Source organism: Hyphomonas adhaerens MHS-3 (assembly GCF_000685235.1).
Taxonomy (GTDB): domain Bacteria; phylum Pseudomonadota; class Alphaproteobacteria; order Caulobacterales; family Hyphomonadaceae; genus Hyphomonas; species Hyphomonas adhaerens.
The window spans coordinates 1,196,388-1,221,416 of record NZ_ARYH01000001.1 but is presented as its reverse complement, the minus strand read 5'-3'; the positions used below and the strand labels follow the sequence as shown (position 1 = coordinate 1,221,416).

Annotated in this window: 25 protein-coding genes and 2 tRNA genes; 9 read left to right on the top strand and 18 right to left on the bottom strand. The window is 60.1% G+C overall.

The genetic code is table 11. The annotated features are described in order from the left end of the window. Positions 1-32 precede the first annotated feature (32 nt). The 13 genes from HAD_RS17825 to cpdR all read right to left on the bottom strand — a co-directional run bounded on the left by HAD_RS17825 (position 33) and on the right by cpdR (position 9,531). Positions 33-839, bottom strand: a complete 807-nt coding sequence (locus HAD_RS17825) for a transglycosylase SLT domain-containing protein (RefSeq protein ID WP_051595961.1) — start codon at positions 837-839, stop codon at positions 33-35. A gap of 110 nt (positions 840-949) precedes the next feature. Then, positions 950-1,747, bottom strand: a complete 798-nt coding sequence (locus HAD_RS06090) for a neutral zinc metallopeptidase (RefSeq protein WP_051595960.1) — start codon at positions 1,745-1,747, stop codon at positions 950-952. Further along, positions 1,741-2,286, bottom strand: a complete 546-nt coding sequence (locus HAD_RS06085) for a hypothetical protein (protein ID WP_035569991.1) — start codon at positions 2,284-2,286, stop codon at positions 1,741-1,743. The genes HAD_RS06090 and HAD_RS06085 overlap by 7 nt, the downstream gene beginning before the upstream one ends. 29 nt (positions 2,287-2,315) lie before the next feature. Beyond that, the gene (locus tag HAD_RS06080) at positions 2,316-2,708 is read right to left on the bottom strand and encodes a hypothetical protein (protein WP_035569990.1); all 393 of its coding nucleotides are present in this window, start codon (positions 2,706-2,708) and stop codon (positions 2,316-2,318) included. A 59-nt stretch (positions 2,709-2,767) separates the two neighbouring features. After that, a complete protein-coding gene (locus HAD_RS06075; protein ID WP_035569988.1) occupies positions 2,768-3,694 on the bottom strand; it encodes a hypothetical protein in 927 nt (308 codons plus the stop codon). A gap of 104 nt (positions 3,695-3,798) precedes the next feature. After that, positions 3,799-4,728 (bottom strand): hypothetical protein, encoded by a 930-nt coding sequence (locus HAD_RS06070; protein ID WP_035569987.1) that lies wholly within the window; start codon positions 4,726-4,728, stop codon positions 3,799-3,801. 52 nt (positions 4,729-4,780) lie between these two features. After that, positions 4,781-5,692: a hypothetical protein gene (locus tag HAD_RS06065; RefSeq protein ID WP_156942179.1), complete on the bottom strand. Its 912-nt coding sequence runs from the start codon at positions 5,690-5,692 to the stop codon at positions 4,781-4,783. Continuing rightward, entirely contained in the window at positions 5,667-7,085 is a 1,419-nt protein-coding gene (locus HAD_RS06060; protein ID WP_156942178.1) for a hypothetical protein, read from the bottom strand. Before HAD_RS06060 ends, HAD_RS06065 begins: the two co-directional genes overlap by 26 nt. A 92-nt stretch (positions 7,086-7,177) precedes the next feature. Continuing rightward, a complete protein-coding gene (locus tag HAD_RS06055; protein ID WP_156942177.1) occupies positions 7,178-7,435 on the bottom strand; it encodes a hypothetical protein in 258 nt (85 codons plus the stop codon). Between the two features lie 293 nt (positions 7,436-7,728). After that, positions 7,729-7,968 carry a hypothetical protein gene (locus HAD_RS06050; RefSeq protein ID WP_035569982.1) on the bottom strand — a complete coding sequence of 80 codons (240 nt, stop codon included), beginning with the start codon at positions 7,966-7,968 and terminating at the stop codon, positions 7,729-7,731. A 285-nt stretch (positions 7,969-8,253) separates the two neighbouring features. Next, positions 8,254-8,328, bottom strand: a tRNA-Val gene (locus HAD_RS06045). Between the two features lie 80 nt (positions 8,329-8,408). Continuing rightward, positions 8,409-9,074 carry a TetR/AcrR family transcriptional regulator gene (locus HAD_RS06040; RefSeq protein WP_035569980.1) on the bottom strand — a complete coding sequence of 222 codons (666 nt, stop codon included), beginning with the start codon at positions 9,072-9,074 and terminating at the stop codon, positions 8,409-8,411. 97 nt (positions 9,075-9,171) lie between these two features. Next, complete coding sequence (gene cpdR, locus HAD_RS06035) at positions 9,172-9,531, bottom strand: cell cycle two-component system response regulator CpdR (protein ID WP_035569979.1); 360 nt, start codon at positions 9,529-9,531, stop codon at positions 9,172-9,174. Between the two features lie 160 nt (positions 9,532-9,691). Between cpdR and HAD_RS06030 the strand changes: the two genes are divergently transcribed. The 3 genes from HAD_RS06030 (at position 9,692) to hisN (ending at position 12,346) form a co-directional block, all read left to right on the top strand. Beyond that, a complete protein-coding gene (locus tag HAD_RS06030) occupies positions 9,692-10,597 on the top strand; it encodes an N-formylglutamate amidohydrolase (RefSeq protein ID WP_241765306.1) in 906 nt (301 codons plus the stop codon). 486 nt (positions 10,598-11,083) lie between these two features. Next, complete coding sequence (locus HAD_RS06025) at positions 11,084-11,479, top strand: helix-turn-helix domain-containing protein (protein WP_035569978.1); 396 nt, start codon at positions 11,084-11,086, stop codon at positions 11,477-11,479. 57 nt (positions 11,480-11,536) lie between these two features. Further along, the gene (gene hisN / locus HAD_RS06020; protein ID WP_035569977.1) at positions 11,537-12,346 is read left to right on the top strand and encodes a histidinol-phosphatase; all 810 of its coding nucleotides are present in this window, start codon (positions 11,537-11,539) and stop codon (positions 12,344-12,346) included. 33 nt (positions 12,347-12,379) lie between these two features. Here the strand turns inward: hisN and HAD_RS06015 are convergent, their stop codons facing one another. After that, positions 12,380-14,170 (bottom strand): hypothetical protein, encoded by a 1,791-nt coding sequence (locus HAD_RS06015; RefSeq protein WP_035569976.1) that lies wholly within the window; start codon positions 14,168-14,170, stop codon positions 12,380-12,382. Positions 14,171-14,514: 344 nt separating this feature from the next. On the opposite strand from HAD_RS06015, the gene HAD_RS06010 reads away from it, so the two are divergent. Then, positions 14,515-14,904 carry a hypothetical protein gene (locus HAD_RS06010; protein ID WP_035569975.1) on the top strand — a complete coding sequence of 130 codons (390 nt, stop codon included), beginning with the start codon at positions 14,515-14,517 and terminating at the stop codon, positions 14,902-14,904. 74 nt (positions 14,905-14,978) lie between these two features. On the opposite strand, the gene HAD_RS06005 is transcribed toward HAD_RS06010, so the two are convergent. After that, positions 14,979-15,977: a TraB/GumN family protein gene (locus HAD_RS06005; protein ID WP_051595959.1), complete on the bottom strand. Its 999-nt coding sequence runs from the start codon at positions 15,975-15,977 to the stop codon at positions 14,979-14,981. A gap of 154 nt (positions 15,978-16,131) precedes the next feature. On the opposite strand from HAD_RS06005, the gene HAD_RS05995 reads away from it, so the two are divergent. Continuing rightward, positions 16,132-16,208 (top strand) — tRNA-Arg (locus HAD_RS05995). A gap of 178 nt (positions 16,209-16,386) precedes the next feature. Then, on the top strand, positions 16,387-18,063 hold the full coding sequence (locus HAD_RS05990; protein WP_035569973.1) for a hypothetical protein: 1,677 nt from the start codon (positions 16,387-16,389) through the stop codon (positions 18,061-18,063). A 201-nt stretch (positions 18,064-18,264) separates the two neighbouring features. Here HAD_RS05990 and HAD_RS05985 read toward each other — a convergent pair whose 3' ends face one another. Continuing rightward, positions 18,265-18,669, bottom strand: coding sequence for a hypothetical protein (locus tag HAD_RS05985; RefSeq protein WP_035569972.1), 405 nt, complete (start codon positions 18,667-18,669; stop codon positions 18,265-18,267). Between the two features lie 125 nt (positions 18,670-18,794). On the opposite strand from HAD_RS05985, the gene HAD_RS05980 reads away from it, so the two are divergent. After that, positions 18,795-19,616, top strand: coding sequence for an AraC family transcriptional regulator (locus tag HAD_RS05980; RefSeq protein ID WP_035569971.1), 822 nt, complete (start codon positions 18,795-18,797; stop codon positions 19,614-19,616). 80 nt (positions 19,617-19,696) lie between these two features. Here HAD_RS05980 and HAD_RS05975 read toward each other — a convergent pair whose 3' ends face one another. Then, positions 19,697-21,202, bottom strand: a complete 1,506-nt coding sequence (locus HAD_RS05975; protein WP_035569969.1) for a lipopolysaccharide biosynthesis protein — start codon at positions 21,200-21,202, stop codon at positions 19,697-19,699. A 24-nt stretch (positions 21,203-21,226) separates the two neighbouring features. After that, positions 21,227-22,405, bottom strand: coding sequence for a glycosyltransferase (locus HAD_RS05970; RefSeq protein WP_084331789.1), 1,179 nt, complete (start codon positions 22,403-22,405; stop codon positions 21,227-21,229). Positions 22,406-22,596: 191 nt separating this feature from the next. Here HAD_RS05970 and HAD_RS05965 point away from each other — a divergent pair, with 191 nt between their 5' ends. Together HAD_RS05965 and HAD_RS05960 are read left to right on the top strand one after the other, a co-directional pair. Beyond that, the gene (locus HAD_RS05965; RefSeq protein WP_035569968.1) at positions 22,597-23,880 is read left to right on the top strand and encodes a glycosyltransferase; all 1,284 of its coding nucleotides are present in this window, start codon (positions 22,597-22,599) and stop codon (positions 23,878-23,880) included. Position 23,881: 1 nt separating this feature from the next. Further along, on the top strand, positions 23,882-24,979 hold the full coding sequence (locus tag HAD_RS05960) for a glycosyltransferase family 2 protein (protein ID WP_051595957.1): 1,098 nt from the start codon (positions 23,882-23,884) through the stop codon (positions 24,977-24,979). Positions 24,980-25,029: the final 50 nt, after the last annotated feature.

Here is a 25,029-nt window from a genome sequence, read left to right as displayed (position 1 = left end):
CAGGGTTCGGTGAAGGTTGATGACAGTCAAGTTCAGTCCCAGTCGTAGTAGCTGGCCTCAAGGCTCTGTTTCCAGCTGCGATGGTCTTCGAGCGATTGAACAAAGCGCTCTTTCAACGCCAGCTGGCGGCGATCATACCCGTATGGATAGAATGTCGACGACGCTTCTGGAAGCACTATCCCCTTGTTGGCGTATCGCTGGCGCCGTTGCTGCAAAATTTGGCGGTCAAACGTTTCGTCCGCGGCCAGCGGCGACGGCGAACCGGCCAGAACATGGCCGTTTGCCAGATACCGGACGTAGCATTGGACGGTCCAATTCGCATGATACCCGTCCCGGATATCCAGAACCGCATCCACAAACGCCCTCCCCTCGTCGCTGGCGCCGGCATTCGCATAACGGGCAAGCGCGATCTCCCAGCTGTCGCCGGAATAGCGGTAAAGCTGGCTCAGCAGGCTCGTCCCGATATCGATGTTCCGATCCGTATCCCACAGGGCGTCAGCATCGACACCAAAGGCCTGCTCCGCCATGACCGGGCGCACCTGCATGACACCCAGGCCACCTGCGGGACCGCGCGCATCCGGCGCGAAATCCGATCCCGCCTTGGCGACCGCAAGGGCCACTTCAGGTTCAACGCCATAGGCGAGTGCGGCGTCGATGATGCTCTTCTTCATGTCTGCGGATGGGACTTCGCCGCACGCCGCAACAACAGAGCGGCCGTTCATGCGGTCGAAATCGGCCCAGGCGGGGGCGCTCATGACAGCCGCAGCGAGGGCCGCAACAGAGATGGCGCGGGATACAGTACCGGCAATCGCCTTGTTTTTGGTTGAAATTTTCAACATGTGATCTGACTCCTTCAGGACTTTCACCTGTTATAGGGGTCGGCGCCGGTCACTTTTTTTCCCGATTGAGGGATGTGCTGCATTCTTTCGCAGCACATCCCTGTCCCTGCTCAGGGTTTCTGCAGCTTCTGCGCCTTGGCATATCGAAAGCCGGTCTCGAACGCTTCATCCAGGCTCACCTTACTTTCATAAGCCTGTTTGAACCCCTGGCGGGCCGCTTCTCCCCGCTGCTCTGGCGTGCCGTGATGGCCCTTTGAGTCAAATTGGTCGTCGCCGACCGTGAACTGTCCATAGGCAATTTCCGCTGCCGGAAAGTCTGGCTTTTCCAGTTTCCGGATCCCGGCAAAATACCCGGCCAGGAAATCGGCATGCAGCTCATTTCGAAACGCGCTGCCGTTCGACATGCTCTTGAGCTTATCGATAGTTCCGCGCTTGTGCTGGAGCGCATGGCCGAATTCGTGCGCGCACACTCCGACAACCCGTCCGACATTGGGAACGCCATCGGAAGTCTGCCATTTCAGAAGTTTGCGCCCATAGGCAACCGCACCATCAGGCCGGCCGGGCGTCCGCTTGACGGGGATGAAAAAGGCGTTGATCCCGCGGTCCTCTTCAAAAAAAGAGAAGGACGGCAGGACACCGAACGTCTTGCTGAGTTTCATCAGAGTGATCGCAAGCGCCTGATCGAAATGCCTGTCCCCCGACGTACCAGATTCCCCACTCAGGCCGATGTCTCGCGCCGCAAATGCAAAGTCGCTGGCCGTTGGGGCGACAATGGTTTCATATTCCGCAACCGTCAGACTGCAGCCACCGCCACCTGGCGCAGCATGGGCGTGCCCGCCCAGCAGCCCTGCCGCACCGCAGCTGCAAAGGCCAACTGCGACTTGTCGTCTTGAAAGTGAATTCAGCATAGGTCCGGGAACATCTTGCAGGCTTCTGACTGAGACGGCGTGGCCGGCGTATTTCCCGGTGCCGAACTCGTAGGCCCGGGCGCCTGAGTGGCCGGCTGAGTGGATGGCTTTGGCACCGGTTTGGGCGGCGGCGGAGGTGGATCGGCGACCAGCTTCAACGAAATGTCTTCGACCATGTGCGTCATCGGAGAATAGGCAATATTCCACACGGAATAGCCTTTGACATGCCTGAACTGGCACACGAACACGTCGCCATAGTTGAGGTGCACCAGGTCGCTGATGCCGAGGGATTCAACGCCGCCCAGCGGCTTGACGAGCTGCGGAACGGATTTGCCGTTTCCGCCTGCCGCAATGCGCGCCTTCACCGTGTCGGTCGCCACCATCGAAATGTCTTCTGTGCCCAGTACGGCTGCGTTGTAGAGACTGGTACAGGTGCGGGCATAATGCTCCTTCTGGATATCAGTGGGGCCAGCGGCGTGCGCCAGGCTGGCAGGCAAGGCTGCCAGCAGCAGGAGTGGAATATAAGCCGGTATCTTCATGGTCGTTTGCTCTCTGTCTTTTCCGGGAATCACTGGCTGAGACGCCGGAGACCCAGTTTTGCCACTTCTATCTGGCCCTGCTCCCGGACCGTGATGCGGATCTCGTCTTCCGTCAGGCCGCCGCGCATGAGCTCTCCGTAGATCGCCCGGTGCATCTCCGTTGATGACAGCGACGACATCAGGTTTTGCCGCCAGGCCCGGGGTCCGCCTTCATGCTCGCCGATATAGTTGGTACCGGGAAAACCGGTCTCGATCGACGAAAGGAAAGCCAGGACTTCTGCCGCTTTGAAATTCCTGAACGTGATCGTGTAAGGCTTCAGGTCAGCGGCATGCTGACCGGCCGGCGGGTACTGAGTGGAGGCGCATGCCGTGGTACCGAGCACCGCCAGAGCCGCTGCGATAAGTGATTTGCGGAGTGTCATGGAAGGTCCCCTCTGTTCCAGGCAAACGGCCGCCACTTTTCAGTGGCGGCCGACTTGTATTAGCGCCGAAGCCCCAGCTTCGCGATTTCGATGTCGCTTCCGTCGACACTCATCCGGAATTCCTCTTCCGTATACCCCATGTCGGACATCAGCTGGTAGAGGTACGACGTCAGTTCGGTATTGTTCAGGTCTGACGTGTAGTTCTGCTGCCAGAATTTGGACCGGCTCACGCTCTCGCCGAGTTCGGCATTTCCACCGAACTGGGTTTCCATGATATCAAGCATCGCGCCCGTTTCACCGAAGGTGAAATTGCGGAACGTGATGACGTAGTCCGTACGCAGGTCTCCATCGGCTTGTGGCGACGGATAGGATGGCACTGGCTCCAGGGCATTCAGCGAGTCATCCAGAAGGATACGCAGGGAATCGCCCAGTTCCGCCGCAACATTGTAGGCGTTGTTGGCGACCACCCGGTCCACACAGGCATGCGCGCATGGGTATGGCGTCGTGAACTTGTCCTCCACCGGGCGCCACTTGCCCCGGGATGTGCCGTTGCGGGCGTCCACAATGTCACCGGACATGTTCAGGAAGGCGAAGGCGCCGGTATTGCCGACCCTGCGGACATCCACACGGGTCTCAACAAACGCCACCATGCGCGGGCAGACCTTGGACACGCCGTCAGAGCAGCTTGCCAGAACCAGTTCCATCTTGTCACGGCGGCTGATCCGGTTCCCCAGTTCCTTCCAGCCAAGATTGGCCATCATCGTGTCGACATCCATGATGTTGTAACCGTAAGGACGCATCTGCTCCTTCAGCTCATCCACCACGGTGCGGGACGCATAGTTGGACGCCGGCAGGCTGTCCGGGTCAGCGTCATTGGAGAGCACCAACACATTGATCATGCGCTTGGGTGTGTCGGCGTGGGCGGACATGGCCCCTGTCAGGGCGATCATGCCGGCAGCCAGGGCGGTCAAAATTTGCTTTTTCATTGCTATTTCCTCACAGAACTTTTGAACTTCAGCGGCTCGAAACAGTCAGGGGTCGGGTTGGTGTGTTTTTTTGCCGACCCCTTCCTGAAAGCCGAAAATTTACCTCACAGGCTGCCATCATCGATTTGCTTGATGATGTTCTTGGCTTCGGCGTTGGTCAGCGTCACGGCCGACTCCAACTCTGACTCCAGGATCTTGACATCTTCGGGTTTCTCGACTGCGCCGAGATTGATAGCAGCCTTGGTCAGCCCACTCGCGCCGGCAATGGTCCCCTGGGCGATATTGCCCACATCGCTGAAGAAGCCGGCAAAAGCGTCCTCCGGCACGTCTGTCTTGTAGGTGGCTGCCGCATCCCGGAACACGACCTGCCGTTCATTTTCGGTCATCTGGTAGACCGACTTGCCGACAACGATCGACGTGCCGAGCATCTGCCCCATATAGCTTGCCGCGGCATCCAGCTTGGCCTGGGCGATTGCAATCTGTTTGTAGGCTTCAGGAGTCAGTGTCACTGTCTCGCCGAGCGCCGATTTCGCACTCTGGAGCTTGGCGATTTCTGCACTCAGATTCTTGCTCTCTGCCTCGAAGTCCAGATCGTAGGCTGGCGTCACTTTCAGACGTTCTGCGATCTCGTTGATGCTGTCGGATTTCAGCGCCTGCGCCTTGGCGGTTTCAGCAAGTGTGTCAGCAATGGCGACAAGCGTAAACTTGGAGAGTTCGGCTGCCGCCACCAGCTGCTTGGCAGGCGTCCTCAGCGAACAGACATCATATTTCGAAACATTGCGATTATAGTTCTGCATTTCAAGCAGATACGCCCCTTCCGCCATAAGCCCGGTAAAGTCCCGTCTTTGTGGCGGCGCAAAGCACCACCCCTGGACTTGCGTCGCAGAGGCGGTGACTTTGACTGCGACGTCCACCGGCTTCCCGAACACTCCCACATCCAAGGACATGGGCGGCAATCCGGTTGAGGCGCAGGCTGACAGCACGAAGACTGATGCGATGGAAAGAGAGGCCTTGTGGAGAAATTTGTTTGACATGGTATGTTTCCTGATTGTCCTGAATTGTTCTTTGGTCTGTTTCTGGCGGGGGCTATTGCCCCGTGCATCGGAGCGCGCTCTCCAGCGCGACCTTTTCCGCGATCTTGTGGAATGCATCGTCAAGGATGTCCGCTTCCGTGCGTGGCGGACGTTTCCGCATCGCAAACTGCTGGGGAGGAACAGCCCAGGCGACATCGCGATCCGACACTTTGTAACTGTTCGTCGTGGCCGTGAAAGCGAGCTGGTTCCGCGCCCGTGACACGGAAATCGTGACGAAGTTGAACACTCCGCCCTCTGCCAATGGCAGGTATTTCTCTCCCCTTATGTTTTCATCTTCGTAGGCATCCATGATGAGATCGGTATTGCCGAGAATCTCGAGAATCGTTTCTGACAATGTGTGCCCCCTTTCCTCACACCCATCCGCGTCCCCGGTATAGGAGCAGGTGGCGGACCCTCTGATGGGCTCACGGAATATGTCCGTCTGTTCCGATACGTCGATGACCGCGAAATCCCGGCCTGCGAACGCGTCCAGAAAGTGCTGGTGCGCCTCCGCGGAGAGCGGTGCGGATTGCCCCTCCTCCCCTTCGACAATGACGCGCGTCAGAACCGCCGCGGGGCGATTGCAAAAGGCATCCTGGGACAGGGCCTGGGAAATGGCGGCATCATTTGTGGAAACAGCGAAGGTCGCGAGACACCTTCCATCGCGATACGTTGCCTTCTCCATCAGATTCGGCTTGCCTTCGATCAGCCCGCTCCAATTGTCAGCAACAGACCTCGCTTTCTCGTCGGACGCGGAGAATTTCTCCACGGCAGACCTGTAGACCGCCTTCGACGCCGCCAGAGGCATCATGGCTTTGCTGGTGCACGCCCTGCGCTCCGAAACCGGCACGTTCACCGACTGCGGAAATTGCCCGGCCTGGGCTGTTCCGGTCACCGCCTCAGCGCAGAGCATACTGATCAGCACCAGCGAACGGCTTGCATTCAATATTACGTGACGAACGCTCATTGGTCAGTTGACCCCCTATTTTAAGTACGTGATCGAGTGCAGAAAGTGTGTAGAAGTCGCGCTCTGCTCCGCGGCCAGGCTCCCCCTGGCTGTTGATGATCGTCTCGACGGCGCAGCCCAGAGAATTTGCATCGACGTCGGCATCAGGCGGGTCGCGCTGCAAATCGTATACATCCGTGCACCCATCGAACCCGGTTTTTCCCTTCACATACCCGATCATCGTGGTGAAGGTCCGGTTGGTGAAGAGGTCAGGATACCGTTCATTGGGGCGGTCTTCGGCCCTGGAGCCGCGCCAGGTAACAACCCATTTCGTGGCGGCATCCGCCGGGTCGATCCGGATTGACTGGGAGTCGCCCAGAAGGCGGGATGCGTCCCCGAACAGGCTGAGATTGAGCTCAATTCCCGCAGTAATGTCACCTGCATATTCGGCGGTGATCGGCGGCAACACCGGCAAGCCCGCTTCTGAAAGACTGGATGTGAATGCATGCATCAGCATGGCGGCACGCTTCCGGCAGATCGCCGATGTGCAACCATCCGGAATGGTGCACATGTTTTGCCGGTATTGGCTTCCGGTCGGCATGCGCGCCAAGTCGTAGTTCATGAGTTCTGCCGGCGCGGCCTCCTTCATGGAGAAGCCGGTCACCATATTGTTGAGGCGGCCCTCCATTCGGTCGGCGTCAAGATCTCCGGCTTTGCGCAATTTGTAGAGCGCACCCGAAATGGCGTTCTGGTACGCCATCCGGTAGGCGGCCACCTTCTGCGCCTCGGTCGGATCGACATGCTCCGGCAGGTCGAGTTCGAAGCGCCCCAGATCGGAGGAGGACATCAGGATGCGCCGGTAACTGGTCTCCGGATCAAGATCGAGGATCAGGGCACTGACACCGACAATATAGGTCCTCTTTTTTGCAGCCTTGCGCTCGCCCGTACGAGGATCGCTGTAAGTCAGCGTCTGAACGACCACATCCTCGTAATTGGCCAGCGCCAGCAGTCCGAAGACATGTTCACTGTACAACTGGAGCGCCGGGATCAGCTGCCCGGCGGCGCGTGTGGCACCGAGGTCCGTGGCGATTGTCCACGCCTGGTCTTCATTATGAACAATCCCGCGGTTTGAAATATTCGGCAGGCCGCCGGAACCGTTGACCTGCCCGACCGCATCGAAGGAGAAATCGATGATCGCATCGCCCTCCTCCAACAGCGGACCGCGCGCATCGTCAGCCAGCATGGCGGCCATCACCGGCGTCGTCTCGTCATCAATGTAGGAGAGTCCACCGAACAGGAGGATATTTTCTCCGGCCACCGACGGCAGACAGAAAATCGCCCCCAAGTAGAGCGCGCAGCTCAACTTATTCAAGTATTTGAACATCCCACCGCATACTGGCATCATAACTGATATCGTCCCCTGCCTCTACTTTGCCGATATTTCCTTCAACCTCAAGCATTTCGTTAACTGAAAATCGCTTCAGCGAGAGAAGAGAAGATTTGATCCCGGATCAGAAACCCGATGATGATCATTGCAATCAGAATGAGACGGAAGACGAGCGCGCCGACGATGCGGCCCAGTACCAGCCCGATGAGACCGACGATGAACGGAGCTGCCAGCTCTCCGCCAGAAAACTGTGCGCCATAGCCGAAGCCAACGATGCCACCGACCACACTGAAGAACGTTGCGAATGCGTCTTCTTGTGCTGCTTGATTTGCCATTTTTTCCATCCTCTTGCTTTCAGGGAGAACCACCTCTCCTGCATGGTTAAGAGGGTCGGCACGCGAGGCCTTTTTTCCGGCCGGTCAAAATTTTATTGAAAATTTTTGGAAAGAGGCCTGAAGCAGATTCAGCCCCTATCGCCCGGACTGAGCGCATCCGCACCGCGCAGGGTTCAACCATGAAGAGTCCCGAAAATGTATGCTTCGTCTGGAGACCTGCGCCCACCATACTCACCGGACACGACAGACGCCGGCCGGTCACAGGACCTGAATAGTTTGCCTACGCACAAGGATCAGGCGCCAAAGCTCCGCTTCATCTTCGTCAGCTGGCAAAGCACATCGACAAATGTGAGCAGCAGGATGAAGCGTGCAAGGTACGCCCCCCACAGCAGCGCGCCACCAGCAACACCAAGAGACGCGCGTATGGCCTGCCCTGTCCTGAAACGGCGCGCAGGGGAACGAAGGCCAGAAATGGCCAGGACGCTTCCGGATGTCGTGGAGGCATAACTATTCCGGTCTGCCTGATACGCCATTTTCTGACCCTCGCTCTTTTGACGGGAAGACCTCTGTCTTGCCTGCCTGAGTAGTGGGTCGGGCTAAGGGACTTTTTTTGAAGCGCCAGCATCGAGGCAGCTGACAAAGGGGAATTTGCCTGGTTCAGACCGGTCTTTTGCCTGCCCGCATCAGCTCGCAGTTGAAAGAAACCCGGTTGGGCTCCCTTAGCGCATATTATTCGGCAATAGCGGCGATACCGGCATTGGGCCATCCAGCCGGATGCACAGGCCGGACCGAAGACCGGTTCATTTTTCTGGAAACAATGGTGGGCGGTACAAGGTTCGAACTTGTGACCCCTACGATGTCAACGTAGTGCTCTACCACTGAGCTAACCGCCCGTGCGGGGCCACTGTTTGATCAGGCGGCCCCGTCAGGAAGCGTGGGTAATGGACAATCGGCGCGCCTGCGTCAAGCGTCTTCAGCCACCTTCGCTGCTGCCCGGTTCGCCGCCTGGTTCGCTCCCTGGTTCGGGCGCTTTTGCCAGCAGGTCCACCGCACTTTGCGCAAGGGCGTGCAGCGCCCGCTTCGAGGCCCCTGCCCGGGCGCGGACAGACAAGGAATGCAGCACGGCAGACGCGATCCGGGCGGCCTCTTCCGGCGGCAGGGCGGTGCAGACCTCTCCGTCTGCCTGGGCCCTGGCGATGCGCGCCTCGAACATCTCGTCCAGCCCGTCATTGGTGGCGGCAAGCTCGCGGCGGATGGAGGTGTCGCGCACCGCTTCCGGCGGCGCCGTGCTGGAGACGAAGCAGCCGAGGGCTTGCTCGTCGTCGGTGTAAATGCGGATGGCGGCGCGGAACAGGTCTTCCAGGGCCGTGCGCAGGGTTGGCGCGTCTTCCAGGATCTTGCAGCCGGCCGCGTGCATCCCTTCGCGATACTGCTGCAGCGCGTGAACATAGAGCGCGTGCTTGTCGCCGAATGCGCCATAGAGACTGGGCCGGTTGAGGCCGGTCGCGCAGGTCAGGTCGCCGATCGACGTGCCTTCAAAGCCGCCTTTCCAGAAGGCGTCCTGAACCTGTTGCAGCACTTCACCTGCATCGAAATTGCGGGGGCGCCCGCGGCGGGGGGCCGGATCGTTCTCGGTCATGGGGCATTTCCTCCATGCGTCACCATTATTGTAACGATGGGTACGAAAATGCCCGGTTTCAAGACTGGGCGGTCTGAATTTCAGGATATCTGCGCCCTCAGGCGGCCATCACCTTGTCGACTTCCTCGACGATTTCGCGAAGGTGGAAGGGCTTGGACAGCACTTTCGCGCCCGCCGGCGTGGGCGAACCGGACGACAGCGCCACAGCGGCAAAGCCGGTAATGAAGACGATCTTCATGGCGGGGTCGAGTTCGGCGCCGCGGCGGGCCAGCTCGATCCCGTCGAGGCCCGGCATCACGATGTCGGTCAGCAACAGGTCGAACACTTCGCGCTCCAGCGCGGCCAGCGCTGTTTCGCCGTCGGCATAGTCCTGCACCTCGTGCCCGGCACGGCGCAGCGCCGCAGCCAGGAAGGCGCGCATGGAATCGTCATCTTCAGCCAGCAGGATCTTGGTCACCTGGGGCCCCCTTCGTCCGTCCTATAAGCCTAAGCATAAACAGTGATCCGGGTAAATCAGCCGTGAATATCGTAAAATTGATCTGTCTTTTTTACCTTGCCGCCGCCCAAGACGCTGCGAAGGGCTTGACCTTGCCACGAACAGGCAAACGATAGACGCGATGCGCCCCACACCTCCTCTTGCCCCCATGCCCGTCATGTCCGGCCCTGCCGGGGCGGAGGATTTCGAGGCGCCCTACACGCTGACCCGGCCCGCCGGGCCGGCCCTGCCCTTCCTGTTCGCCTCCCCGCATTCCGGATCCCTGTATCCCGGCAGCATGCTGGAGGCCCTGTGCGTGCCGGTGATGGACCTGCGCCGCACCGAAGATGCCTTTGTCGAGGAATTGTTCGCTGCGGCTCCCGCGGCCGGGGCGAGCCTGCTGGCGGCGCGCTATGCCCGCTCGGTGGCAGACCTCAACCGGGACCCGCGGGAGCTGGACCCGTCCATGTTCGACGGTCCCCCGCCCCGCACCTGCGGCATGCCGACGGCCCGAGTGGACGCCGGCCTCGGCTGCCTGCCCCGTGTCGCGGCCGGCGGCGTGGAGATCTACGGCCGCCGCCTGACCCGCGAAGAAGGCGAGGCGCGCCTGGCCCATATACATGACGCCTATCATGCCTGCCTGGGCGATGAGCTGGCCGCCCTGCGCGACACCCATGGCCATGCGGTGCTGATCGATTGCCACTCCATGCCTTCGGTCCAGCCCGGACGGCGCGCCCTGGCTGACATTGTACTGGGCGACCGCTTCGGCGCCTCCTGCGATCCGCGCCTGACGGGCCGGGCCGAGCGGGCCTTCCGCGAACTCGGCTTCAGCGTCGCGCGCAATGCGCCCTATGCCGGCGGCTACACGACCCGGCGCTATGGCAAGCCGAGACGCGGGGTCCACGCCCTGCAGATCGAGATCAATCGCGGCCTTTACATGGATGAGCACGCCGTCGAGCGGCTGGACGGGTTTGACGACCTGGCCGAGGCAATCGAGGTCGTCATCGCCAATTTGCTGGAAACGGCGCTGATCCTTCCAAAGGTGTAATTTTCCTCCGGCCTCCATTTTTGCGAAAACCCATCCATGCACCCCAGCATGGCAGCTTTGCACGGCCCGGGCGTAATCCAGGGCGACCGGCACAAGTTGTGGTTAACGCTCCCATCCGCGCCGTTCGGACGGCGTCCAGGCTGGGCCCAGACCGCGATTCTCGCGGAAAAACCCGGAGAAGATGTGAAAAATCACAATAATTACAATGGGATTGTTGCTTCGACCAAAAAAAGGGCCGCGCTGTGAAGCGCGGCCGTAAAGTCAAAGGGAGGAAACGCCAGAGGCGTCTGCACCGAAGTGCAAGACCAGATTTATGCTGCGATGCACAATCGGGCAAGGGACAGGCTGACGCAGGAATGAAATTTCATAAAACTGCCCGGGAATTGGGCAGCCATGCCTCCCGGCACGCCGATTGCGAGACGATAGCCGCAAACATCAAAACGGGACAGCACCTGTCCCAAGCTGAGACCGCCCGGAGTAAATTACATGGCTGATGAAACAGACCTGCACGTCGGTAAACGCCTGCGCCGCCGCCGCCGCCTGCTGGGCATGACCCAGCAAGACCTCGCGACCCAGGTGGGTGTGCGCTTCCAGCAGATCCAGAAATACGAGTGTGGCGCCAACCGCATCACCGCCTCGCGCCTCTATGAACTGGCCAAGGCGATGAACGTGTCGGTCCAGTACTTCTTCGATGGTATTCCTGCCAGCGGCGCCCCGGATGCAGCCAACGATGCCGAGCGCCTCGAAAGCGATATCCTCAGCCAGAAGGAAACGCTGGAACTGGTCCGGGCCTATTACCGCCTGGACGAACGCCCGCGCCGCCGCCTGCTCGAACTGGCCAAGGCCCTTGAAGGCGACACATCCGGCCACGGCGCAGCCTGACAGGGCTTAACGCTTCCATGCTTGACCGGCTGGCCTGCTTGAGGCCTAGCTGGCGGCATGAGCCCCGATTTTAATATCGACGAAGATCTCGCGCTCGCGAATCGTCTTGCCGATGCGGCCTGGTCAGCGATCCGGCCGCATTTTCGTGCGCTGAGCAGCGTCGAAAACAAGGCTGGCGCCGGCCAGTCCTACGACCCTGTGACCGAGGCAGACCGCGCCGCCGAAAAGGCGATGCGCGACATTATCCTCCGCGAACGCCCGCAACACGGCATCACCGGTGAGGAATTCGGCGACTCCCCCTCCTCTTCCGGCTGGCGCTGGGTGCTGGACCCGGTCGATGGCACGCGCGCCTTTGTCGCCGGCCTGCCGGTCTGGACCACGCTGATCGCCCTGGTGGACCCGCTCGGCTTCCCGGTGCTCGGTGTGATCGATCAGCCGGTACTGGGCGAACGCTATATCGGCTGGCCGGGCGGCGCGGCCCTGCAGACACCGGGCGGCCGCAGCCCGCTGAAAGTCGCGGACGTCCCGTCCCTTTCAGACGCCGTGATCTCGACAACCGATCCCTTCATCCTGACAGACCCGGAACTGGATGTGTGGACGGAATTGCGCGGCGCCACACGCCTCGCGCGCTACGGCCTCGACGCTTACGCCTATGCCCGCCTCGCGGGCGGCACCGTGCATCTGGTGGCGGAATCCGGCCTGCAGTCCTGGGACGTGGCCGCGCTGATCCCCGTCGTGACCGGCGCGGGCGGCCATGCCACAGACTGGACCGGCGCCCCGGCCAGCCTCGGCGGCCAGATCCTCTGCACCGCCAGCGACGCCGTCATGGACCAGGCCCTCGCCCTGCTCGAACCGGCCGCGCTGTAAAGTCCGCCTGCTGTCTTGCCAAACAGAGCAAGATCAAAGCACGTACTCCGACACAAACAGCAGCAAGGCGCAGAGACTTCCGCCCAAGATTCCGATCAGGGAGGTTGACCGCCATATGCCGATCGGCTTCCCGTACGCGTCCTTTTCCAGCAGCAAGCCGTGCACATTCGCAGCAAAGCGCGTCACACCGATTTCGATAAAATGTGACGAGATCACGAAGGTGATGATCGCAGCATTCACCACAGTCGGTATGAGACTGGTGAGCACCATTCCCAGCAAAATAAGGGACGTCACCCTCATGACACCGAGGATATTTTCGTCCCAGAACACATCAGGCTCTGCTGAGAACACGCCCAAGAGCTCTAGATGAAATACGCCACCAACCAGTTCGACAACGCCTGAGATCGATATCCAGAGGAAAGCTCCGAGTATTTGCCCGAAATACAACAACACCTCAGTACTGGATGCTTCATCCCAGTTGACCGCGCGATCCGCAACCAACACGGCCAATGCCGCTTCTCCAATCAGCACAATCACAAGACCGCCAATCAGAAGAATCCCCAAACTCATCACAACACACCCCACCGCCAGCAGAAAATCCAGCCCCAGCATCTTGAGCATTTCCATCTTGCTGTCAGAACGTGCCGCGCGCCCGATGCAAAATCGCGTAAATCCGACCGAGAGCATGTCCGGAACACTGTTCGCGAATATCGGGGAAAAGATGAACAGGAAAAGCTGAAGCAGAAACAGCGAGACCGCAATATCCGTCTGAAGCGATGACATCATCGACGCATACATCACCTCGTCCACCAAGAAGTTGGAAATGAGGGCGACCAACGACACGCAAACCGTCACGCTTGCCGTCAGGATCAGGAACTTCCGGGTTGGATTCGTGAAAAAGCGACCGCGCAGAAATTGCGGCCAAATTCGAGCGCTGAAATACAGCACGGCCCCCGCGCACTGCAGCGCCGCAAGCAAAGTAAAAATGTATGCGGTCAGGTTCCCTTGCGCAAACGCTCCCGCCGCCTGGGGGTTGGTCCTTACATCCAGAAACCAAACACCGAGCAACAAGGCACGTACGGCCAGGAAGATCAGCAGCATGGAGATGGAAAGCACAATCGGCGAGTAGGCGCCGTATCGCCAGATACAACGGAAGACCCAAAGCCCCGAATAGAACAAAACAATCAGGAGCAGGAAGGAACCAACCAATTGATGGCCCGTGTGGAACCCGCTGCCTTCGGGAAACATCACACCTAATGTGCCAAAAATCACGACCACGGAAAAGAGTCCCGGTATAACGGCCAGCGCCTCCCACAAGGCGGAATGCCCTTTTTTGTCCCTGGCAGCTTTGCCTCCCCTTGAATTCCGCCGGGCGTTTCGGACCACGAACCAGATCAACGCAGCTAACCCGAAGGCGCCAAATCCGGCAAACTGCCAATCGTCACTTGACGGAGTGCCGCCCTTAATCAGGGAGTAGACTGGCTCCACGACAAGGGCCGCCAGGACCCCGCCCATGGGCAACACCAACATGTAGAATGTCACGACGGATGCGTTGGCTTTCCAGGCTCGCATTGTCAGGAAGTTAAGAATCCGGTCACGGTCCTGTTTGGGTTGTCCGAAAAACTGATCCAGCAGGCCCTCTATCCGGAACAGGATATCATGAACCTTGTCGACCCATCGGACACGCGCGGCCAGATCGGCGTATTTCACGATGTTGTTGTGATGACGCAATCGCGTCGTCTCCACGGTGTTGAACCGGTATATGCCTGCGACGGCCCCACACAGCCCCGCAAACACCAAACTCAACTCTACCAGTGCCAGCATCCCCGCGCCCCACGCCTGCCAAGCTTCAATCTTACGTAGGTGACGTGGTCTGCGGCCAGTCCTTTCATGATGTATTCAAAAAAAAACGTCTTACGTCGGCAACCGTGTGGCTGAAGCTTTATCGCCTGCTCCAGTCCAGCCTGATCGCTTATAGTCCGGCATGATCATGGCTGGTCATATCTGGTCCGGGCGTAGACGCAATTGGTTCTCCGCCAGTCATCCTTCGACGTCGAAGGATGCAGGCGGGCGCGTATCCACCCCTTTACCGTCCCGAACCTGCCGCAATCATTGCCGCGAAAAGAAATCCATCCGACACCTCTGTGCCCTGACGTATAGTCAGGCCCATGTCACTCTTCCAACCACCCCCAGGCTTTCCGCCGCATCTTGCGTATTTCTGGCCGCTGATCTGGTGCCAGGTACTACTGCTCCGCGCCGCGGTGCGGGCGGCCTATGGGAAAGGTGTGCAGTACCATTGGAGCGTCTCGCCCAATGGCCGCGTGTTCCTGACGTCGATTGACTGGATGCCGTCGCAAAAATCCGGGCGCGATTGGCTAACCCCTTCCTCGCATAAAACTGACCGCCTCACCGCAGCCTGTGACGGGCGGGCGGCCACGCCGGCTTATGCGCACTTCCAGGATTCACGGGTCTGCGGCTGCGGCGGCGCGCCGGTCTTCCCGGCGCCCGCCGCCTGCTCGCGCGCGGGTGCAGAAAACCTGCCCCTGCCGGAAACATGACGCGGCCTCCGGCCGTGAAAACCTGACCCCTCCGCCAAGCGCCGTCACGGGCGCCGCACGTGCTGGGCCTTACATTATGGGCCTTCGACCTCATAGCCGTCGGCGCGCAGCAATTCGATCACGCTGTCCTCGCCCGCAAGATGGCCGGCGCCGACCGCGATCAGCACCGTGCCGGGCGCGTCCAGCATGGCTTCGATCTTCGGCACCCAATCCTGGTTCCGCTCTTTCAGGAGGGCGTCATAGATCGCTTCCGATCCCATCATCTCCGGATTGGACATCAGCGCGGCGAGGCCGGCGACATCGCCATCCTCCCATTCGTCGACCAGCACATCGAGCATCTCGCTCCCCTCCTCCACCGACTCGGCGGAAGAGATGAGGAAATCGACCTGCTCATCGTCCGGCAGGTTCGCAAACCGGCCCAGCTGTTCCTCGATGGTTTCGAGATAGGCAAAGTCCTTGCCCGCGGCCTTGCCTTCCCGTTCCAGAACCTGCTCCACCCCGGCACTGGGGTCGAAGCCGTCCTTCTGCATCTGCAGGACCGACAAGTTCACCGCCGCATACCAGGGCCGGAACGTTTCCATGGCCCCGAGGGGAAAGCCGAGATAATCCAGCGCGGCCTTCAGCTCGGCCGTCTCGCCTTCGTCCAGCAGGCTGGTCAGCTGGCGGCCATCGGTGAAGAGGGCGTGGGTGCTGACGAAGTCCATCATTTCGCCGGCCGCTTCCGGGCTCGACACATCGGCTTCGAAGACCAGCGTATCGGCCTCGGCCAGCGCGGTGTCGATCTCGTCGGACCGCCAGTCGAGCTCCGGGCGCAGGAAATGGACGGTGCCCATGATGCGGATGGTCGTGTCCTCGTCCGCCAGCGTCCAGACCGCCGGCTCGCCGCTGCCATGGCTGGCCTCGGCGGCCGCCAGGGCCGCGTCATAGAGGGCGTCCTGCCGGGCTTCGCGCGCCGCGCGTTCCGCCGCTGGCGAGGCGTCCGGCTTGTCTTCCACCGTGCCGGATCCGCCGCAGCCGGCCAGCGCCAGCACCATCGCCGCGGCCGCTGTGGCCGCCCAACCTGTTCGCTTCATGGAGAATGACCTCTTCTACCCCGCTGCCGGCACCCTAAACCGGGCCCGCCCGCCGGGGAAGCACCGCAACTGCAGCCGCCGCCAGCGTCACTGCGGCATTGCACTCCGGCATTGCACTGCGCGCCAGCTTGCCTTATTCACCGGCCTCGGCTTGGCACCCATAGCTCAGCTGGATAGAGCGCTGCCCTCCGAAGGCAGAGGTCAGAGGTTCGAATCCTCTTGGGTGCGCCATTTTTTCTTCTTGCAGCTATTGCGATGTCGAAGCCTGGCCGTTCCTGGCAGCTCAGGTCTTCACCGAATTCGGGCGTGCCGGGCAAAAGCCCCGCAACTTTCCTTGCCAACTCCGCCGATTGTTCTCAGAGGTAGATGTGAATGGATCGGTCCGGTCTTTTCGGTGAGGGAGATTTTCATGCAGTCCATGCTCGGCCGGATTTGCGGCATTGTGGTCTTTTGTGTCGTTGTGGTGGCGCCGCCGGCACTGGCTAAGTATCTGGTGCGCGACGCTGATGGCGGGCCGCCTGTTGAATTCACCGTCATGATCGAGAAGGTGAAATTGAAAGAATCCCGCAAGCGCGTCGCCAAAAGCGGGTTGCCGAAGCCGAAAAAAGGCCATGAGCGCCGGACATTCTACTATTCCGGGTCTGAGAAGCGCGTGAAGTTCGAGCGGCTCCAAACGGCAACGGGAGAGGTTCTGATTGAGGGGATCTATGCGAGTGTCGATCCGCTTTCGACGGTCGCGGCTCTTGTAAAGCGGGATGACGGCGTGTGGGGCATTGTGGACATTCCCACCGGCACATTCCGGCCCCTGCCTGATGCGAGTTGGTACTATACGTCGTTCAACGGCGCGGCGCCTGCTGTGCTGCTGATCGGATCCAGTCAGCCGGACGGAACATTCCGATACTGTTTTACCGGGGCGGATGGTGAATGCGAGAAATGGGTCGACCGGGTGGCGGGGGACATTTCGGCTGAGCTGGAAGACGGCCCATCAGGCTTCATCTTTCAGACGCGGATTGTGATGAACAGGCTGACGCCCGAAGGACAGAAATATTCGTCCAGCTTTGACTGGAACGGGAACGCCCTGCTTGAGAAGGCTCCGCCAGTGGTCCCCGTGCATTCCGCGAACCCGAAGAATTTGAAGCAGCGCGTGCTTCATTCAGTTCTCTACAATCTCGGGCCGTTCGACCATCCGCTCGGCGATTACAGCACCAACCTCTACTGGCCCATGGACAAAAACGGCGCGCCGATTGAGGCAACTGAAAACTTCAAGGGCCTGTTTCCCCTGTTTCTCGCCAATAAAAAGGGCGAGACGTTCGAAACCGCGGGACAGGCCGGTGGAGGTGCCGCGGGCTACGTGATTGTCTACGAGCAGGACGGTACGCGAACATTCGAAATTGCGCCGAACAACAAGTATGCCGCTTCGGTGATATATCACAACGATTCCAATTACCGGTGGAGCGATCTCTATTACAAGAACATGAGGAATAACGACTACTTCGACACGTATCGGTTCGCCGTAAAACGCGACGGCCGCGACGAGTCCAAGGCGTGGTATCCGGTGGAGTACGACGACCGTCAGGAGTCGCTACACAAATTCCTCGAAGAGGCATGGAATTCCGACGAAGGCTACGCCGACCCAGTCGTCGCAATCGACACACGATATGCCAAGAATACCGCAGCGGCCAAAGCGGCCCAGGACGCGGCAGACGCGAGGTATAAACAGCGCAAGGACGCGCTTGCAGCCTTGAAATCGCGCGGTGGAACCATGTCGGTCGGCGGAGACTTGTGCGGCGCCGCCTACAACTTCACCGTCGGACGCACGGATGAGGCTTCGCGCCTGTTTTTCCAGGCCTATTACGGTTATGATGGCGAAGTTTGTCGTTATCTGCCGACCTCGCTCTATTCGGCCATGATGCAGTCTAAGGTCGTTCAGGAGGAACAGGCACCACCACCGCCCGAGCCGGAGAATGACTTCGCGAGTGCGATGAAGGCCTGGAATGACCAGTTGGATCAGGACCGCTCATCCAGACAGGGCAAATCCCTGCGCTGCTATGTCAATCAGGGCAAGAGAACCTGTTATTATAATTGATGGGATGCCGGGGCGGGACGAGGTGCGCGGATAGAGAACTGAAACGGGTTTAAAAATCAGTTCGCGGCTCTCCACGACTGATGACGAGATGAAGGTTCCCATCTTCACCTTCCCCGGTGCGCCATTCCTCTTATTATGGCGGTTTAGAGCCACACCATCGCTCGGTGATGGCGCAGGATGTGGATCAGCGAGCGTCGTCGATCAGTCTGTTACGGACCCGGCGCGGTCCGACAGCAGTTTCCCGGCGATCTCCATGGCCTCCTCGCGAGACGAGGTGAGCCTCAGCGGATAGCCCCAGAATTTTGCAAAGGCGACACCGAAAGGCTTCATTGTCAGACGCTTGGCGGCGTTCGGCTCGATCACGATCATCGCCAGAACGAGTGTCCGCAGTTCGGCCTTGTGTTTCTTCATCCAAAGCGCGGTGCGCTTCTTTTCTTCATGGCTGTGCGCGTGGTCTTCGGTCGGAGCGTTATCGGTCAGGATCACGAACGGCACGCCGCGCCTGAAGCTCGCCTCCAACACTTCGAAGTCCTCATCATGGTCGTGATCGGGCGCTTCTTCATAACTCATCCAGACGAGCGGAAAATTCGTGTTGTCCAATGGCATGTGTCGTCTCCTTGCGTGTATCCCTCCTGCCTGAAAGGCATACGACCGACAGCGGTTGGCGTCATTGCGCAACCTCGCCAATATATGTTTCAATTCAGCCAAAGTGGAAAACGCCGAGGCCCTTGATGCATTTAGACGTCCGCAGCGATTGGCTTTCTTATGTCGATGAGATCCCTCGCGCCCTCGTCGCGGCCAACGCTGTCGCCAATCTTGAGGCCCTGGAGCAATCGCTGCCGCACCATCATGAGAAGGCTCAGCTGCTTTTCACGGTGCGCGGCGTCATCAACTGCGAGGTTGAAGACGCAGTCTGGATCGTGCCGCCGCAATGCGCCGTGTGGATTCCCGGCGGGCTGCCCCATACTGTTTTCGGCTCCGGCGAGGTGGAGTGCATCTCCCTCTTCATCGAGCCTCCTGAGGCGTCGAACCTGCCGACCGAATGCTGCACGATCACGGTGTCGAGTTTTTTCCGCCAATTGCTCATGCGGGCCAACGCGCTACCGGAGCTCTATGACGTCGACGGTCCGGACGGACGGATCGTGTCCGTTATCTTCGATGAACTGGCTGCCGCACCGGTCGAAGACCTCCGCCTCCCGATCCCCAGCGACCCGCGCCTGAAGAAGCTCACCGACCTGTTGATCGCGGCGCCTGCGGATCATGCGACCGTCGCCGAGTGGGCCTCCCGCATCGCGCTCAGCGAGCGCAGCCTGAGCCGTCTGTTGGCGGAAGAAGTCGGCATGAGTTTTGGCCGCTGGCGCCGGCAGTTGCATGTTATCCTCGCCTTGCGACATCTGAGCGCTGGCCAGACGGTCCAGGCCGTCGCAATGGATCTCGGATATGAAAGCGCCAGCAGTTTCGTGACCATGTTTCGAAAAATGGTGGGCAAGCCGCCAAGCCGCTATCTGCTCGAGCGGCTCAGGCCTGCACTTCAAGATCATGGAGGGCATTAGAGGATTAGACGGCTATGGCATAAACGCAGGTCTGGTCTTCACCCTCCCCGGTGCGCCAGCCTTTCCCGCGCCTCGAAACGTCAGATCCCCTGCTCGGTCAAGGCGCCGCGAACCGTCTTCAGGGCTTCGCGCGGCTGGCCCGACAGGAGGATGCGCACCGCTCTCAGAATGTGCCGGCCAAGGCGCGGCATGAAGAAGTACAGTGCAACCGGATAGACCAGCGCCCCGAGCACGATCGTCTCGATGACGTGCAGCAGCGGATGTCCGCCGGTGGGCACGAAATCCATGAACAGCCAGACCACGATCCCCATGACACAGGATGCGAAGAAAGCCGAGGAACCGGCCATCAGCTGGCGCATGACGGTGAAGCCGACCACACGCTGGATCATCCATGTACTGAGCACAAAGGTGATGACCTGCTTTGCAAGGAGCGCAAAGGCGATGGCCACCAGGCCGTACTGATAGGTAAACGCCAGCAGAGTGGACGTCGCGATGATCGATGTGAGCGTGATCCACGCCACGACATCCGGCCGGCCGACGCCGCGGAACACACCAAGTATGATCGCCGTAATCGGCGCGCGCAGGCCGATGACCATGTAGATCTGGAAGATCGGCACACTCGGTGCCCATTGCTCACCGAACACAACCGGAATGGCATAGGGCGCCACGACGAAGGCCCCCATGAAAGTTGGATACGCCAACAGGGCCGACATCCGGATCGCACTGTCCATGGCCTGGTGCAGCGATTCCCGATGATCCTGCATGGCCGACGCGACCGGCATTGCCACGGCCGCAAATGGCGCGATCAGGGCCTGGTTCGCCTGCTGGAAGAGACGTTCAGGCAGGTTGAACACCCCGACGGCATGCGAACCAAGCGTCACGCCGATCAGCGTTTTCGGCAGCATCTGGTCAAACGTCTGCAGGATTTTCGACGTACCGTTTGCAAGGTTGAAACGAACAAGCTCCTGAAAGTCCAGCCAGTTGGACTCGACCTTCGGCATCCATTTCGCGAAAAAGAGGAAGCCGCAAACACGCACCAGGCGCCGGGACATCTCCATGCCGACCAGTGCCCATTCATTGCGCCATAACAGGGCCAGAACGATCCCGACAATCGCCGCTGTCACGGTTCCGAGAATGTCGATGACGGTAATCTCCTTGTACCGCAAATCCCGCTGCAGCAAGGCGGCGGGCACCGACATTACGGCCCCGATCGGCAGGATGGCGCCGGTGACGATCAGTACCGGCGCGACCGACGGCTCGCCAAAGCCCTTGGCGATCCATGGGGCCAGAAGGATCAGCAGGCCCCATGCCGCGATCGACAGCGTCATGGATTGCAGGAAAATCGAATTGATGTGGCCCGGCCGGAGCTCCTTGCGCTGGACCAGCGCATCGCCGAGCGTCCCGGAGGCGATCACCTCAGGAAGCATCACCACCATCAGCGCCATCACGAACACGCCATAATCTTCCGGCGTCAGGATCCGAGCGATGATGACAATCGACAGGAAGGAACCGATCAGCGTGGTCCAGTTTGCAATCGCGTTGAGCGCGACCGCCTGTCCAGCCTTTCGAAGCAGGTTGGGTGCCATGGAAAACTCCGAGCCGTAACCGGCTTACCTTCTGGCGAAGGAGGACGGAACCTCCTGGGAAACGTGGTTGCTGGGCATACTCAAACGGGCAATCAGTGAAGCAAGCCTGAATGCGAGGGCAGGTTTTCCGTTCTGCAGGGCCAGGCGAACACGCCAGACCATCGCCCGGGCCGCCGTTCGGGCCATTTGGGCCCCGACCGGAGAGGCATGCTTTATGTCGAAAAACAGGTTCCGCACATCCGGGTTCATCAGGCTTTTGTCGAATCCGTATTTCATCATGAACGTGCTGCGCATGTCGGCGGCCTCTTCATCCGTCAGAGGCTTGTCGGAGATGCGTGCGGCGCGATGGAAGTCTGCACTGGCTTCATTCCAGAGATTCTTTCTGGCCATGACAATACCACGCCGGATCAGCGCCCGGCGAGTCATGCCCGGCTCGGTCAGGGACGTGTCGGCTGGCAGGTATTTTCCGAGCGGAAACGCCCGGTAGATGCGGCTGAAGATTTCCCGGTCATAACGCTGCCAAACCGCATCGCGTTCTGCAGAATCGACCACATTCTCTGCAGTCCCCCGCGGCAGGTCGTGCTGGCGTTGATGGAACAGGATCTGTTCGGTTGGCGCAGGCCGGCCATGGCGCGCAAGGCGCAGCAACATGTCATAATCCTGCGACCGGATCAGCGATTCATCGAACGGCCCCGCCTTCCAGTACAGGGACTTGCGCACCAGCATGCCCGGCTGGTGGGCAAACATGTCGAGAAGCGATTCATAAAGGAAATCGTTTGCCGGGCTCTTGCGCCAATAGCCTGTATCGCGCCATTTCACGCGGCCATTCGGGCGGACTTCAAACCGGTCATGCCGGCCATAGGCGAAATCGGCTTCCGGGTTTGCCTCAAGCAAGCCGAGAAGCGATTCAAGGGCATCCGGTTCCGCAATATCATCATCGTCGAACACCCAGATCAGTTCGCCCTTCGCAAGACTCAAAGCCTTGTTGAGGGCCGCAGACTTCCCCGCATTGTCCTGATTCAGGATCTCAATGTCGTTCCGGTAGGGTTCGAGGCGCGCAATCGTGTCGTCGGTCGATCCATCATTGATAACAATGATTTCATCCGGCCGGCAGGTTTGCGCCAGGATTGAGTCCAGAGCCTCTACCAACAGTTCTGCCCTGTTGAACGTAGGTATCAGTACAGTAACCGAATTGGCGGACATGCGTGTTCCTTCTGGTGGATCAGGTTTTCCCCTGTCTCATGCTGTTGCCGAGTGGCACCGGACTTGCTTGAGAATAGGCACAAAATTGGCTCCGTCATATGGCTCCAAACCTGCAACCCGCATGCCAGACGACAAAAAATGCAGCTGGCGCCACCGAAGGGTGACGAAGTTCCAATCGAGAGGAGGCCGCATTGAAAATAGCGTTCTTTACAAACGCCTTTCCGATGATGTCGGAAGCCTTTATCGCGAACAGTGCCGCCGCCCTTGTTGAAGCCGGGCACAGCGTCGACCTGTACGGTATCGGGAATGTCGATGCGACCGGCCTGTCGGTGCCGGAAGTCGAACCGCTGCACCTCGAACAATCAACCACAAACATTCGCTGGCCAGGCAAACGCGCAGATCGCTGGCTCAGCCTTCCCGGCGCGCTGAAGGACCTGGTCAGCCGGCACGGCGCGGGCAGCCTGTTCCAGTTAAGACCGGATGTTTACCGGCGCACCTTCATGGACCTGTCGGCCATTTATCAGGCCGCACAATTGCCGGCCGAGGGCGACTACGACATCATTCACTGCCAATTCGCTCCGCTGGCGGAGCATGTGATCAAGCACCGCCGGGCGGGATTCCTGTCTGGCCGGCTGGTTGTCAATTTCCGCGGTTACGACATCTCCGAACTGGTCACGGCCCATGGTGAGCACCTTTACGACCACATCTGGCCGGAAGCTGACGCCTTTATCGCCAACTCCGAATATTTCTGCCAGCGCGCCATCGCGATCGGCTGTCCGGAAGACCGGCTCAGCGTCGTCGGATCCGGCATGCGGCTGGAAAGCTTCCCGTTCCAGCCCATCAGCGAAGCTTCGAACAGTGACATCCGCTTCCTGATGGTCGGGCGCCTGATCGAGCGCAAGGGCTTTCACATCGCCCTCGCGGCCCTCGCACGGTACGCCCGGGCCAGCGGACGCGGCGTTCTCGTTGATATTGTCGGTGACGGCCCAATGCGCGCCGAACTGGAACAGCTGGCGCGCGACTGCGGCCTCGGCGAGGCCGTCACCTTCCACGGTGCGCAAAGCCACAAGGCCATCGCGGACTTTATCCGCAAATGTGATGTCTTCATCGCACCGTCCATGACCTGCGCAAAAGGCAGTCAGGACGGGCCGGTCAACACGCTCAAGGAAGCCATGGCCATCGGACGCCCCGTCGTGGGCACCCGCCACGGCGGCATCTCGGAACTGGTGATCGATGGCGAGACAGGCCTGCTCTGCAAAGAAGGCGATGTCGACGCACTCGAACAGGCCATCCACCGCATCCTCGATATGCAGGCAGACTGGCCCAGGATGCTCTCCACCGCCCGCAAGGTGGTGGAGAACACCTATGCCCTCTCGCGCACCACGGACGACCTGATCGGCGTCTACAACTCTATCCTGACACCCCCCGCCTCTACTCCCGGTGATTCCACCGGTCTCTCAAAGGAAGCAGCCTGACATGACTGAAGCAACGACCACCAAAGCGAAGGCCACGATCGTCATGACCGCCCGTGACCGGTTCAGCATGGCTGTCCGGGCACTGAACGAAATCGCCAAGGTGACCGCCAAACCCTATGACCTGATCTATGTCGATGGAGGCAGCCCCAAATCCGTGGCGGACGACATTCGCGCCACTTGCGAGACACACGGCTTCCGCTACCTGCGCTATGACCACTACCTCGCGCCGTGCCAGGCCCGGAACATCGGACACAGCCTGTCTGCCACGCCCTATGTCGTCTATTGCGAAAACGACGTCCTGGTCACAGAAGGCTGGCTGGCCAACCTTGTCGCGTGCGCGGAAGAGACCGGCGCGGAAGTCGTCCAGCCGCTCATCTGCCAGGGCACACCTTTGCACACCGAGATCCACCAGGCCGGCGGTAATTTCACCGACGACATGGACGCCTTCTTCAACGGGACGGAAGACCAGCGCCGCCTGTCTGACAGCCACCTCTGGCATCAGGGCGAACAGGTCGGCGATGTGGAGCTGGTCCGCACCGAAACCCAGGTGACGGAAGTGCACTGCTTCCTGGTGCGCCGGGACTCGTTCGAGTGGCTGGGCGAGTTCGACGAGAACATGCCCTGCTCCAAGGATCATGTCGACTTCAGCGTAAACGTCTGGAGCAAGGGCGGCCGGATCATGCTGGAGCCAAGCTCGATCGTGACCTTCTGCGTGCCGAGCCGGGTCCATCCGGTGGAACCGGTGGACCGCGCCTTCTTCCTGCTGCGCTGGTCGCCGAAATGGCAGCGCCAGAGCCTCAACCACTTCCAGAAAAAGTGGAAGCTGGAGAATGATCCCTATTTTGACCGCTATCTCAAACTGACCGGCTGGCGGTATCGCGAAGGCGTAGCAAAACCCCTGATCCGCAAGATCCCGTTCATCGGGCACAGCTACAAGGTCCAGCAGGCCGGGTCATTCCTCCTGATGCCTTTGCTGAAATTCATCGGCGCGCGCCTGTCGGATCAGCAGGCACAGGATTACCGGCCTTCAGGCCCGGCCCCGACCCAGCCGACATCCGACGCATCGGACCGGAAAACCGCCTCCAGCGCAGCGGCCTGACGGCCGCATAACAGGACGGATGCCTGTTGGTTCAGGCGTCTGTTCTTGTT